Raw genomic sequence first — 13106 nt, 5'->3', positions numbered from 1 at the left:
ATCTGGCGTTGACTTTTGGCACGCTGTTGAGTTCTCAAGGAACGGTCGCTTCCTTTGTACTCACCCTCTCGGGCTTTCCTCCGGGCTTCCCTTCGGTGTTTCCGACTCTATCAGATCTTTCCGATCCGATTTCCTCGGTGCCTTCCAGGTTCTCGCTCTCGCGTTTCCCTTTCCGGCGGTTCCGACTCTATCAGATCCTTTCGGTGTCTGACCCCCAGTCAGCGGGGTTTGTCTTCCCGGCCGTTGGGCCGTTCCGACGTCTCAAACCTTAGCGGATCCCTTCGGCAATTCCCAATCGGGCCGCCGAATCCCTATTCGAATTGAATTCGGGCACGCCGAAATCAACCCGGAGGGAGATCGTGCTGATGGTGTGAGGGGTGCCGCTCGAAGCGGCCAAGGTGCCACCGCGGAGACAGTACGGCTCTGCGGCAACCCGAAGAACTATACGGACGGGGTCGAGGCGTGTCAATCGCGCCCTGTCAAGATCTTTTCTGCCGCTCAGTCGAGGTCGCTGAGCCGGCCACCGGCGTCCGGCTGGGCGTGCTCCACCCGGCGCAGCAGCGTGGTGAGGACCTCGCCGAGGACCGAGCGCTCCGCCGGGGTGAGGTCCTGGAGCAGGTCCTCCTCGAAGACGGTGGCGAGGCGCATCGCCTCCAGCCACTTCTCCCGGCCCTCGGGGGTCAGCTCGATGATGACCCGCACCCGGTTGGCCTCGTCGCGCTCCCTGGTGACCAGCCCCTCGGTGACCATGCGGTCGATCCGGTGGGTCATGGCGGCCGGGGTGAGGCCGAGGCGCTTGGCGAGATCGCTGGGGCCGAGGCGGTACGGGGCGCCGGAGAGGACCAGTGCCTTAAGGACCTCCCACTCGGCGTTGCTGATGCCGAGGGCGGCGGTCTGGCGGCCGTACGCGACGTTCATCCGGCGGTTGAGCCGGGACAGGGCCGACACGATCTTCTCGACCTGCGGGTCGAGGTCCTGGAACTCGCGCTGGTAGGCGGCGATCTGTTCTTCGAGGGTCGGCTCAGTGACGCCGGCGGTGTCGGCCATGCGCCGAGTATGGCACGCGGCCGCTTTGCCTTGAAGTCCTTCACTGTGTACTCTTTAGCTTCGAACTTTAGCTTTGAAGTCTTCACTCCTAACTAGTGAGAGAGGTGAACGTGACCAGGGCGATGGGCGCAGCGATGCGCCGGATCCACGTGGGCAACGCGCTCAGCGCATTCGGACTCGGCTTCACGGTCCCGTACCTGTACGTCTATGTGGCGCAGGTGCGGGGTCTGGGAGCCATGACGGCGGGACTGGTGCTCGCCGTCTTCGCCGTGGCCGCGTTGATCGTGCTGCCGTTCGCCGGCCGGGCGATCGTGCGGCGCGGCCCGCTGCCGGTTCTGCTCGCCGCCCTGGTCACCGCCGCGCTCGGGGCGCTGAGCCTGGGGCTCGCGGGCAGCGCGTGGTCCGTCCTGCTCGCCGCCTCCGCGCTCGGTGCCGGCCAGGCCGTGATGCAGCCGGCGCTGGCCACGATGATCGTGGACTGCTCCAGCGCCGACACCCGCTCCCGGGCGTTCGCGATGCAGTTCTTCCTGCAGAACCTGGGCCTGGGCATCGGCGGCCTCATCGGCGGTCACCTGGTCGACACCACGCGCGTCTCCTCGTTCACTCTGCTGTTCGCGATCGAGGCGGCGATGTTCCTGCTGCTGGTCGTGGTGATGGCGACCGTGCGGATGCCGCACTCCCCCCGTCTGGAGGACGCGCCCGCGTCCGCGAAGGGCAGCTGGAAGCGGCTGCTCGGCAACCGGGCGATGGTGCAGCTGTGCGTGCTGGGCTTCGTGCTGTTCTTCGCCTGCTACGGGCAGTTCGAGTCGGGTCTGAGCGCCTACGGCGTGGAGGCCGCCGGGATATCCACCTCCACGCTGGGCACGGCCCTGGCCGCGAACACGCTGATGATCGTGGTCGCCCAGTTCGCCGTGCTCAGGTTCGTGGAGCGCGCCCGGCGTACCCGGGTGATCGCCCTGGTGGGCGTCATCTGGGCGGTGGCCTGGGTGGCCGCGGGTTACGCGGGGCTCGGGCACGGCGGCCAGGAGATGGCGACGGCCGCGTTCGTGTCGACGTACGCGCTGTTCGGTCTCGGCGAGGCGATGCTGTCGCCGACGGTGGCCCCGCTGGTCGCCGATCTGGCGCCGGAGGGTCTCGCCGGTCAGTACAACTCGGCGTTCGCGCTGGTCAAGCAGCTGGCGCTGGCCGTCGGACCGGCGGTGGGCGGTCCCCTCGGGGCGTCGCTGCACGCGCCGTACATCGTGACCTTCGTGCTGTTCTCGCTGGGCATCACCTATCTGGCGCTGCGGCTCGGGCGGCAGCTCACGGCGGTGCAGGACCAGCCGTGGTCGGTGCGGGCGAGCCGGGTGGTCAGCCGGGGCGGGGCGGCCGCGGAGACGGTCGGCGCGGAGGCCTGAGCCTCCGGTGTCCGGCGACGGCCGTCACCTTCGGGTGGCGGCCGTCGCCGTATGACCCCGGCTCAGCGGATTCCCGTCACCAGGTGCACGGTGAAGGGGAGGGTCGCCGTGCCGTCGGGCGCGGTGCGGTCCGCCAGCTCGTCCCGGACCAGTCGGGCGGCGCCCTGGACGGCCTTCTCCCCGCCCGCCTCCCGGAGCAGACCGCCCCACAGCGCGGTCAGATGACCGGGGGCGTACTCGCCCAGCGGCGGGAGGACGACGTCGGACGTGACCTCGCGATGGGTGAGGGCGCCGTAGCCCGCCGTCCGCAGGGCGCTCGTGAGCTGGTCGGCCGTACGGACGTAGGCGCGGCGGAAGTAGCGCAGCGCGTCGGGGGCGTACGCCCGCAGGGCGCGCTCGTGGGCGAGGAAGTAGGGCTGGCGGTCGAGCGGGGCCCAGACGGTGGCGGCGAACCGGCCGCCGGGCCGGGTGATGCGGGCCGTCTCGGTGAGGGTGGCCGTCAGATCGGGGAAGAACTGGGCGCCCTGCTGGCAGACGACCGCGTCGAAGGCGGAGTCGTCGTAGGGGAGACGGTCGGCGGGGGCCGCGCTGAAGTCGATGCGGGGGGCTCGTCGCCGCGCGACGCGGATCATGCCCTCGTCGAGGTCGGTGCCACGGACATGACCGGTGGGTCCGACCAGGGCGGCGGCCGCGCGGGCCGCGAATCCGGTGCCGCAGGCGAGGTCGAGCACGCTCTCACCGGGGCCGGGGCGCACCGCGTCCAGCAGGGCGGCCACGAAGGGGGCCATGATCGGGGCGCTGTGGATGTCGTACGCCTCGGGACCCTCGGTGCTGCATACGTCTGCCATAGGTGTGCTTGTAACACCGGGGATGGTGTGGGGGCCAACCCGTGATCGCCGCTCAGGGTCTGGGTTTCGGCAGCAGGAACTCGCACCAGACCGCCTTTCCGCCGCCCGGGGTGCGGCGGCAGCCCCAGGTGGAGGCGATGGTGGCGACGATGGCGATGCCCCGGCCCGACTCGTCGGCCGGTTCGGCGCGGCGGCGCCGGGGGAGGTGGTCGTCGCCGTCGGTGACCTCCACGATGAGGCGGCGGTCGGTGCGGCGCAGCCGCAGGCGCATGGGCGGGGTGCCGTGCTGGAGGCTGTTGGCGACGAGTTCGCTGGTGGCGAGCACACCGAGGTCGTGCAGTTCGGTGGGGAAGCGCCAGCTGGTGAGGACGCCGGAGGCGAAGGCGCGGGCGCGCGGGGCGGCCTCGACGCCGCCGAGGAGTTCCAGGGCCGCGCCCCGGAACAGCTCGCCGTCGGGGCCGGTGCGGGCCGGGTGCTGGAGGACGAGGACGGCCACGTCGTCGTCGTGGTCGGCGGTGACGCCGGCCGAGCGGACCAGGCGGTCGCAGACGACCTGGGGGGAGCCGGTGGCGCCGGCCAGGGCGCGTTCCAGGGCGGCGATGCCTTCGTCCAGGTCTTCGTTCCTGCGCTCCACCAGGCCGTCGGTGTAGAGGACCGCGGTGGAGCCGGGGAGCAGCGCGATCGAGCCCGAGGAGTGCAGCCAGCCGCCGGTGCCGAGCGGCGGCCCGGTGGGTTCGTCGGCGCGGGAGACCGTGCCGTGTTCGTCGCGGACCAGGATGGGCAGATGCCCGGCGGAGGCGTACACCAGCCGGCCCTCGTTGGGGTCGTGGACGGCGTAGGCGCAGGTGGCGATCTGGTGGGGGTCGATCTCGGTGGCGAGGCCGTCGAGGAGCTGGAGCACCTCGTGCGGGGGCAGGTCGAGGCGGGCGTAGGCGCGGACGGCGGTGCGCAGCTGGCCCATGACCGCGGCGGCGCGCACACCCCGGCCCATGACGTCGCCGATGACGAGCGCGGTGCGGCCGCCGCCCAGGGTGATCACGTCGTACCAGTCGCCGCCGACCGCGGCCTCGGTGCCGCCGGGCTGGTAGGTGGCGGCGACGCGCAGGTCGTCGGGTTCCTCCAGGTCCTGCGGGAGCAGGGAGCGCTGGAGGGTGACGGCGGTCTCGCGCTGGCGGCGTTCGCTGGCGCGCAGCCGTTCGGCGGCTTCCGCGTGGTCGGTGACGTCGGTGGCGAAGACGAGGACCGCGCCGTCGCCGTCGCCGCCGTCCGCGGCGACGGGGGTGCAGGTGAACGTGTACGAGCGGCCGTCCACCGCGCGGCGGGACTTCAGGGTGCGCGGGCGGCCGCTGCGCAGCACCTGGTCGAGCAACGGGAGCAGGCCGAGGCCGGCGAGTTCGGGCAGGGCCTCGTGGGCGGGGGCGCCGGTGGGGCGGGGTCCGAAGGCCGTCGTATAGGCCTCGTTGACGTAGGCGAGGCGGTGCTCGGGGCCGTGCACGAGGGCGACGAGGGCCGGGACGCGGTCGAGGACGGCGCGGGCGGGCAGTTCGTCGACGGCGGGGACCGGGCCGGTCCCGTCGGCGGGGCCCCCGGCGCGGGCCGCGGGCACGGAGCCTTCTCCTCGCCGGTCCGTGGGTACCGCGGGCTCGGTCCGCGCGGCGGCGCGGCGCTGCGTTCCGGGGAGCCGGGCGCTCCAGCGCGTGAAGTTCACTGTGGGCAAGGCCTCGTGGGTGCTAGGGCGGGCGGGGCCCGTCCGATGTCGTGGGGCAGTCTGGCGGGGAGCCGGCCACGGCGGGCGACATCCGTCAGACGGTGGGGCGGGCCGTGGAGTTCCTGGATCCGGTCAGGACGACCCCTTCGGGTCGTGAGGATGCTTTCCCCTGGCCGCCAGTTCGAACTCCGCGCGCGGGTGTTCGAGTGAACCGAGCGAGACGATCTCCCGTTTGAAGAGCCCGGCGAGGATCCATTCGGCGAGCACGCGGGCCTTGCGGTTGACGGTGGGCACCCTGCTGAGGTGGTAAACGCGGTGCATGAACCAGGCAGGGTAGCCCTTCAGCCGCCGTCCGTAGACCTGGGCGACACCCTTGTGCAGGCCGAGGGAGGCGACGGAGCCCGCGTAGGCGTGCTCATAGGTGTCCAGCGGTTCGCCGCGCAGGGTGTGGACAAGGTTGTCACCGAGGACCCTGGCCTGGCGTACGGCGTGCTGGGCGTTGGGCGCGGTGAGGGCTCCGGGGGCGGCGGCGGTGACGTCCGGTACGGCCGCGGCGTCGCCCGCGCCCCAGGCGTGCCGGGTGCCCTCGACGGTCAGCTGGGCGGTGCACCTGAGCCTGCCGCGGTCGGTGAGCGGCAGATCGGTGGCGGCGAGCAGCGGATGCGGCCGGACACCGGCGGTCCAGACGACCGTACGGGTCGGGAAGCGCTGGCCGTCGCTGAGCACGGCGACCCGGTCGGCGCAGGATTCCAGTCGGGTGCCCAGCAGCACCTGGATGTTGCGGCGGCGCAGCTGGGTGACGGTGTAGCGGCCCATGTCGGCGCCGACCTCGGGCAGGATGCGGTCGCTGGCCTCGACGAGGATCCATCTCATGTCCTCGGCGCGGACGTTGTGGTAGTAGCGGGCGGCGTAGCGGGCCATGTCCTCCAGTTCGCCGAGGGCTTCGACGCCCGCGTAGCCGCCGCCGACGAAGACGAAGGTGAGGGCGGCGTCGCGGATCGCCGGGTCGCGGGTGGAGGAGGCGATGTCCATCTGTTCGATGACATGGTTGCGCAGCCCGATGGCCTCCTCGACGGTCTTGAAGCCGATGCCGTACTCGGCGAGTCCGGGGACGGGCAGGGTGCGGGCGACGGAGCCGGGGGCGAGCACCAGTTCGTCGTAGCCGAGGAGTTCGGTGCGGCCGGCGTCGGCGGTGGCGAGGGTGGTGACGGTGGCGGTGCGCGCCGCGTGGTCGACGGCGGTCGCCTCGCCGACGACGACATGGCACTGGTCGAGGACGCGGCGCAGCGGCACGACGACATGGCGGGGTGAGATCGAGCCCGCGGCGGCCTCGGGCAGGAAGGGCTGGTACGTCATATAGGGGTCGGGTGTGACGACGGTGATCTCGATCTCACCGCGCCTGAGCTCGGCCTTCAGCTTCCGCTGGAGGCGCAGCGCCGTGTACATCCCGACGTAGCCGCCGCCGACAACCAGAATGCGCGCACGTTCCTTCACCATCCCATGACGCACCCGGCGCTGTGGTTTGTCCACAGGCCCGGCAATTTGTGTGACCGGAGGTCCTGTGACGGGTGGTGCGCGCCCGGTGGCCGGGGTGGTGGAAAGGGGGCAGGTCAGCGGGGGCGGATACGCGGGCGGACGCGCCGGGAATCGGGACGTATATGACTCGTACTCCGATCGGGGGGCGCAGTGTGCGGAACCTGCCCCTTCTGAATTGACTGCCTCTCAACTATGTTCGTGTCGACGGGGTGTAGGGGATGTGGTCGTACGGGCTCAGCGACGGGCCGGCCCGCGGCGATCGGTGCCCCTTCGCACACTCCGGCATCAATGACGGGGAGTGTCTCCGGGGGGAGACGTCATGCACCGGGGGAAACACATGCATATTCAGGACACGCACTGGTCCGCCGCCACCGCGGTGGCGGCCGGAGGATCGGCGATGCCGGCGGTGCCGGCGGTCGCGACGGCGAACGGGCGCGCGGACGGGGCGCGTACGACGCCGCTGCGGGTGGACGCACAGCGCAATCTGGAGCACGTGCTGCGTGCGGCGCGTGAGGTGTTCGGCGAGCTGGGCTACGGCGCGCCGATGGAGGACGTGGCGCGGCGTGCGCGGGTCGGGGTCGGGACCGTCTACCGGCGCTTTCCCAGCAAGGACGTGCTGGTCCGGCGGATAGCCGAGGAGGAGACGGCGCGGCTCACCGAGCAGGCGCGCACGGCGCTCGGGCAGGAGGACGAGCCGTGGTCGGCGCTGTCCCGGTTCCTGCGCACGTCGGTGGCGTCGGGGGCGGGCAGGCTGCTGCCGCCGCAGGTGCTGCGGGTCGGCTCCCCGGAGGGTTCCGCGGATCCGGCCGACGGCGTGCGCTCGGTCGTCGAGGAGGTCCGGGTGCCGCAGCAGCGGCTGCAGCCCGGCCCCGGTGAACTGCGGCTCGTGGGACAGGACTCCGGCTACTCGGAGGATTCCGGGGCCGGTGAACTGCTCGCGGTCGTGGGGCAGTTGGTGGAGCGGGCGCGGGCGGCCGGGGAGCTGCGGGCCGATGTGTCCGTCTCCGACGTGCTGCTGGTGATCGCCACGGCGGCTCCGTCGCTGCCGGACGCCGCGCAGCAGGCGGCGGCCTCGGCGCGGCTGCTGGACATCCTGCTGGAGGGGCTGCGGTCGCGGCCCGCGATCGGCTGACCCCGTCCTCGGCGGGAGTTTCGTCCGGCCACCCGCGTCACCCGAGCGATCTTCACGTCCGGGTGACGCGGGTGGCCGTTTTCGCGCCTTTTTTCGTGGTCCTTTTTCGGCAAGTCCCCTCGGACGGGTGACAGGAGGCGGAGGGGGTCGTTGAAGAAATGACGATGTGGGACGCTGGGGTCGTGATGTCGGGCTGGGGCGGGGGCGTTCCGCGATGAGTGTTGACGGGGCGCGTGAGGACGAGGGCGCCGGGACCCAGGTGCCCAGCCAGGGGCGCCGGGTGGGCAGCAGGAACGTCCCGGCACAGCGGGGCACGCCGACCGGTGACGCCGAGCTGATCGAGCGGATGCGGGGCGGCGACGACTCCGCGTACGAGGAGCTGTACCGGCGGCACGCGGCCGCGGTGCGCCGGTACGCGCGCACCTGCTGCCGGGACGCGCACACCGCCGACGACCTGACCGCCGAGGTGTTCGCCCGGATGCTCCAGGCCGTGCGCGGCGGCTCCGGTCCCGAGCACGCCGTACGGGCCTATCTGCTGACCTCGGTACGCCGGGTCGCCGCGCACTGGATCAACTCGGCCCGGCGCGAGCAGCTCGTCGACGACTTCGCCGCCTTCGCCCAGCAGGCCGCCCGCTCCTCGGCGGTTTCCGACGACGGCACCACCGAACTCGGCGCGGACGTACGGGCGTTGCACGACGCCGAGCAGTCCATGGCCATGCGGGCGTTCCGTTCGCTGCCGGAGCGCTGGCAGGCCGTGCTGTGGCACACCGAGGTGGAGGACGAGTCCCCGAGCGAGGTCGCCGTCCTGTTCGGCCTGGATGCCAACGGCACCCGGGTACTCGCCAGCCGCGCCCGGGAGGGCCTGAAGCAGGCGTACCTCCAGGCCCATGTCAGCACCACCCTCACCGACGACGCGGAATGCGCGCGCTACGCCGATCAGCTGGGCGGCTATGCCCGCCGCAAGCTGCGCGTCCGCGCCGAACGGGGGCTGCGCAAGCATCTGGAGGAGTGCGCCAGGTGCCGGCTCGCGGCGGCGCAGATCGAGGAGGTCGCGGGGGGCATCCCCGCGGTCGTGCCGGTCGCGGTCATCGGCTGGTTCGGGGCCGCCGGGTACGCCAAGGCGCTCGGCCTGGTCGCGGGCGGCGCGGGGGCCGGGGCCGCGGGTGCCGCGGGGGCGGCGAGCGGGTCCTCGGGCGGTGCCGGTTCCGCGGGCGGGGCCGCCTCGGAGGCGATCGGGGCGCCGGTCAAGGCGGGCATCGCCGCCGGTGTCGTCGCGGTCGCCGCCGCGGCGGTGGCCTTCGGCCTCGTCTACGACAGCCATCCGGCGAAGGAGGTCGCCAAGCCCTCCGCCCCGGCCCCGCCGGTCGCCGTGCAGACGCCCTCCCCGACGCCCACCCCGCCGAAGCCCAAGCCCACCCCGAAGCCGAAGCCCGCGCCGGTGGTGCCCGCCGCGCCCGCGCCGAAGCCGGCCCCGACACCCCCGCCGAAGCCGGCGCCGAAGCCCGCGCCGCCGAAGCCGAGCCCGAAGCCCACACCGACCCCGACCCCTACGCCCACACCCACACCCACCCCGACACCCCCTCCCCCGGCGCCCCCCGTCGTCTACCAGCTCAGCGAGCTGAACTACGACGTGAGCGGCGACGGCACCCAGCCCGAGATCGCGCTCGGCGCGAGCAGCTGGGTGTGGCAGCGGTACGGCCTCGACATCGGCGGCACGCAGTTCGCGCACGGCGCCACCGTCCGCGGTGAGTCCTCCGTGACCATCGACCTCAACCGGCAGTGCACCGCGTACGACGCGATGGCCGGGGTGGACGACATGACCCTCGGCCTCGGCAAGGTGGACTTCGCCGTCTACGGGGACGGGGTCCCGCTGTGGCACTCGGGGATGGTCAAGGGCCGCGAGCGTGCCGTCCCCGTCCATGTGGACCTCACGGGGCGCAGGACCGTCCAGCTCGTCGTGCGCCCGCACAGCAACGCCTTCGACCGGACGGCGCTGGCGGACTGGGCGGAGTCCCGGTTCACCTGCCGGTAGCCCGGTTCATCGGGCGCGGGCCGGTTCATCCGGTGGGGGTCCGGCGCAGCTCGCGCAGGACGTCCGACTCGTCGTAGCCCGCGCCCCGGGCCTGCTCGGCCGCGTACCGGTCGGCGGACAGGGCCGCGCGGGCGTCGGCGCGGATCCGGGCGGCCTCGGTGCGCTCGGGTTCGCTGCGCGGGCAGCCGTCGCGCCAGTGGTCGGCGGCCGCGTACAGCCGTATCGCGGCCGGCAGGTCGCCGAGCCGGGCAAACAGACCGGCCGCGGCGTCCACCATGCCGCCGGTGACCGACTCGGCGCAGCGCACGGCGACGGCCTCCGCCAGCGCCCCGGCCAGGATCGGCAGGCCCTGCTCGGGGCCCGACTCCGCGGCGACCAGCAGCGCCTCGATGGTGCGCATCCCGGCCACGAACTGCGGTGGGGACGTCTCGGGTCCCGCCACCTCGCGGATCGCCTCGAAGTGCGCCCGCGCCTCGGCGGACCGGCCGTCGTACAGGGCGATCCAGGCCCGCATCAGCAGCACGAAGGCGCGGGACTCCGGGACCGCGTACCGCTCCGCGGCGGTGCCCGCCTCGTCCAGGGCGGCGAGCGCGGTGTCCCGGTCCCCGAAGCGGAAGGCGATGTCGGCGAGCCGGGCCAGCAGGAACGGCGACTCCGCGTACGCGCCCACCTCGTAGGCGAGCCGCAGCGCCTCCGCGTACTCGCCGCGCGCCTCGGCGAACCGGCCGCGCGCCATGTGCGCCTCACCGGCCGCGCTGCACACCTGCGCCCGCATCCAGCGGTCCCCGACCCGGCGGCCGATCACCCGCAGTTCGGCCAGGTCCTCGTCCACCCCGAGCAGATTGCCGGGGGAGTCGACCCGTACATGGGCGCGGAACATCAGCGCGGCGCCCAGCTCCCAGTCCCCGCCGTACGCACGGCAGTTGTCGACCACCGGGGAGGTGTCCCGGGCGGCGTCCTCCGGGCTGCCCAGGTAGTAGGCGGTCATCGGCCAGATGACGCCGGGGAGGCGGGCGGCGATCGGGCCACCGGGCTCGTAGGCGGCCCGGACGAGGGTGAGGTAGCGCGGGGCCCGGTCGTCGGCGGCCATGTGGTCCATGCTGCCGCCCGCCGTCAGGAACAGCTCGAACAGCCTCAGATCCATGCGGAGTTCGCGCAGCGGGTGGGCGTCCTCGTCGTCGGGGGCGGCGAGCAGCGCGGCCACATGGTCGGCCGACTCCGTGCGGGCCGCGAGGGTCGCCGGGTCGTCCGCCGCGCCGGCGTCGAGGGCGGCACCGAGCCGGAGGACCTGGCGTACCCGGGTCACCGCCTCCTGGCGGTAGTTGCGCAGCCACCAGAACCAGCACATGGACCGCACGAGCGCGCCCGCCGCCGCCTCCTCACCGGCGCGCACCGCGCGGTCCAGGGCGGCGCGGATGTTGTCCAGGTCGCTCTCCAGGCGGGAGATCCAGCGGAGTTGGTCCGCCGAGCGCAGCAGCGGATCGGCCTCCTCGACCAGGGCGCGGGCCCAGGCGCGGTGGCGGCGCTCGGCGGCGGCGCGCTGCCCGGGGGTCTCGGCGGCGCGCTCGGCGGCGTACTCGTGGATGGTCTCCAGCATCCGGTAGCGCATGCCGCCGGGGCCGCCGGGGGTGGCGACGACGAGGGACTTGTCGACCAGTGCCCCGATCAGGTCCGCCACCGGCCCGGTGCACACGGCCTCGGCCGCGGCGAGGTCCCAGCCGCCGGCGAAGACGGAGACCTCGCGCAGCACGGTGCGCTCCCGCTCGTCCAGCAGGTCCCAGGACCAGTCGACCACCGCGCGCAGGGTCTGCTGGCGGGGCAGCACCGTGCGGCTGCCGGAGGTGAGCAGGCGGAAGCGGTCGTCGAGGCGGTCGGCGATCTGCCGCGGGGTCAGCAACCGCAGCCGGGCCGCGGCCAGTTCGATGGCGAGCGGCAGTCCGTCCAGGCGGCGGCAGATCTCCGCCACGGCGGCGGTGTCGCCGAGCACCGCGTCGGCGTCGGGGCGTACGGCCCTGGCGCGTTCGGCGAAGAGGCGGTGCGCCTGTTCCGGGACGAGGGGTTCGACCGGGCGCACGGACTCGCCGGGCACGCCCAGGGGTTCGCGGCTGGTGGCGAGGACGGTGAGGTGCGGGCAGTGGGTGAGGAGGGTCTCGGCGAGGGCGGCGGCCGCGTCGATGACGTGCTCGCAGTTGTCGAGGACGACGAGTTCGGCGCGCGGGGCGCAGTACTCGATCAACAGGGCGGTGGGGTCGGTCTGCTGGGGAGCCAGCTCGGGATTGAGAAGCACGGTCTCGCGCAGCCCGAGGGCGCTGACCACCGCGCCCGGCACCGCGTCCGGCTGGTCCAGCGGGGCCAGTTCGACCAGCCAGGCCGGGGCGAGGGCGGCCGCGGCCTCTTCGGCGAGCCGGGTCTTCCCGGAGCCGCCGGGTCCGGTGAGGGTGACGAGGCGGGAGCGGCTCAGGTCCGCGCGTACGGCTTCGAGTTCGCCCTCTCTGCCGACGAAGGAGGTGAGACGGGGGCGGAGGTTGCCCCGGCGGGCCGGGGGCGGCGGGGCGGGCCGGTGCTCCTGTGCCAGCAACTCGGCGTGCAGGGCGCGCAGTTCGGGGCCCGGGTCGGTGCCGAGGGTGTCGGCGAGGGTGCGGCGGGCGGACTCGTAGGCCGCTAGGGCGTCGGCCGGGCGGCCGGTGTCGGCGAGGGCGCGGATGAGGAGGGCGTGCAGCGGTTCGTCGTACGGATGGGCCGCGGTCAGCTCCCGCAGCTCCGGTACGACGTCCCGGGCGCGGCCCAGGGCGAGCGCGGCGGCGGCGCGGGCGCGGGTCGCCTCCAGGCGCAGGGCCTCGGGGCGGGTGGCGGCGGTGCGGTCGGGAAGGTCGGCGAGGGCGGGGCCGTACCAGAGGGCGAGGGCGGCGGTCAGGGTGCGGTGCGCGGTGGCGGGGTCGCCGTCGGCGAGGGCCTTGGTGCCGGTGCGGGTGAGCCGTTCGAAGACGTACAGGTCGATGTCGTCCTCGGTCGCTTCGAGGCGGTACCCGCCGGGGGTGGAGGTGACGGCGTCCTTGCCGAGGGTGCGGCGCAGCCGGCCGACGAGCGCCTGGAGGGCGGCGGGGGCGTCCCCCGGCGGGGCGTCGGTCCAGATCTCCTGGACGAGGGTGTCGGGGCTGGCGGTGCGGCCGGGGCGCAGGGCGAGGGCGGCGAGAAGGGTGCGGAGGCGGGGGGCGGTGAGCGAGTGGGGGGTGCCGTGGCTGTCCGCCGCCTGGGTGATGCCGAGAATTTTGTACCGCACCGGGTCATTGTCGCCGGTGTCCGCGATTCCGCACGAAGGGTTTGCGGCCTGCGCCTGAAGCGCCCCGAAAGGGCGCGGGGAACTTCGCGATCAGCCACCCACCGGGCCGCACCCGAAACACAACCG

8 protein-coding genes are annotated in these 13106 nt (G+C 73.6%); 3 read left to right on the top strand and 5 right to left on the bottom strand.

Annotation, left to right across the window (positions count from 1 at the left end; all coding sequences use genetic code 11):
• Positions 1 to 498: 498 nt before the first annotated feature.
• Positions 499 to 1047, bottom strand: coding sequence for a MarR family transcriptional regulator (locus tag AB0N90_RS15960; RefSeq protein WP_361671637.1), 549 nt, complete (start codon positions 1045 to 1047; stop codon positions 499 to 501).
• Between the two features lie 134 nt (positions 1048 to 1181).
• Between AB0N90_RS15960 and AB0N90_RS15955 the strand changes: the two genes are divergently transcribed.
• On the top strand, positions 1182 to 2444 hold the full coding sequence (locus AB0N90_RS15955) for an MFS transporter (protein WP_365196756.1): 1263 nt from the start codon (positions 1182 to 1184) through the stop codon (positions 2442 to 2444).
• A gap of 62 nt (positions 2445 to 2506) precedes the next feature.
• On the opposite strand, the gene AB0N90_RS15950 is transcribed toward AB0N90_RS15955, so the two are convergent.
• From AB0N90_RS15950 to AB0N90_RS15940, 3 genes are all read right to left on the bottom strand, one after another.
• A complete protein-coding gene (locus AB0N90_RS15950) occupies positions 2507 to 3292 on the bottom strand; it encodes a methyltransferase domain-containing protein (protein WP_365196709.1) in 786 nt (261 codons plus the stop codon).
• Positions 3293 to 3344: 52 nt separating this feature from the next.
• Complete coding sequence (locus AB0N90_RS15945; RefSeq protein ID WP_361672644.1) at positions 3345 to 5000, bottom strand: SpoIIE family protein phosphatase; 1656 nt, start codon at positions 4998 to 5000, stop codon at positions 3345 to 3347.
• Positions 5001 to 5132: 132 nt separating this feature from the next.
• A complete protein-coding gene (locus tag AB0N90_RS15940) occupies positions 5133 to 6497 on the bottom strand; it encodes an NAD(P)/FAD-dependent oxidoreductase (RefSeq protein WP_361671642.1) in 1365 nt (454 codons plus the stop codon).
• Between the two features lie 376 nt (positions 6498 to 6873).
• On the opposite strand from AB0N90_RS15940, the gene AB0N90_RS15935 reads away from it, so the two are divergent.
• Complete coding sequence (locus AB0N90_RS15935) at positions 6874 to 7668, top strand: helix-turn-helix domain-containing protein (RefSeq protein ID WP_361671645.1); 795 nt, start codon at positions 6874 to 6876, stop codon at positions 7666 to 7668.
• Between the two features lie 214 nt (positions 7669 to 7882).
• Positions 7883 to 9700, top strand: a complete 1818-nt coding sequence (locus AB0N90_RS15930) for a sigma-70 family RNA polymerase sigma factor (RefSeq protein WP_365196706.1) — start codon at positions 7883 to 7885, stop codon at positions 9698 to 9700.
• 25 nt (positions 9701 to 9725) lie between these two features.
• On the opposite strand, the gene AB0N90_RS15925 is transcribed toward AB0N90_RS15930, so the two are convergent.
• The gene (locus AB0N90_RS15925; RefSeq protein ID WP_365196704.1) at positions 9726 to 12980 is read right to left on the bottom strand and encodes a BTAD domain-containing putative transcriptional regulator; all 3255 of its coding nucleotides are present in this window, start codon (positions 12978 to 12980) and stop codon (positions 9726 to 9728) included.
• Positions 12981 to 13106: the final 126 nt, after the last annotated feature.

The organism is Streptomyces sp. NPDC093018 (assembly GCF_040684035.1).
Taxonomy (GTDB): Bacteria; Actinomycetota; Actinomycetes; order Streptomycetales; family Streptomycetaceae; genus Streptomyces; species Streptomyces murinus.
This window is presented reverse-complemented; position numbering and strand designations above follow the sequence as displayed.

What these genes read in the sequence shown, in the direction of transcription:
- AB0N90_RS15960 (WP_361671637.1), bottom strand. Translation starts at nt 1,047, where the DNA reads ATGGCCGACACCGCCGGCGTCACTGAGCCGACCCTCGAAGAACAGATC.
- AB0N90_RS15955 (WP_365196756.1), top strand. Translation starts at nt 1,182, where the DNA reads ATGCGCCGGATCCACGTGGGCAACGCGCTCAGCGCATTCGGACTCGGC.
- AB0N90_RS15950 (WP_365196709.1), bottom strand. Translation starts at nt 3,292, where the DNA reads ATGGCAGACGTATGCAGCACCGAGGGTCCCGAGGCGTACGACATCCAC.
- AB0N90_RS15940 (WP_361671642.1), bottom strand. Translation starts at nt 6,497, where the DNA reads ATGGTGAAGGAACGTGCGCGCATTCTGGTTGTCGGCGGCGGCTACGTC.
- AB0N90_RS15935 (WP_361671645.1), top strand. Translation starts at nt 6,874, where the DNA reads ATGCATATTCAGGACACGCACTGGTCCGCCGCCACCGCGGTGGCGGCC.
- AB0N90_RS15930 (WP_365196706.1), top strand. Translation starts at nt 7,883, where the DNA reads ATGAGTGTTGACGGGGCGCGTGAGGACGAGGGCGCCGGGACCCAGGTG.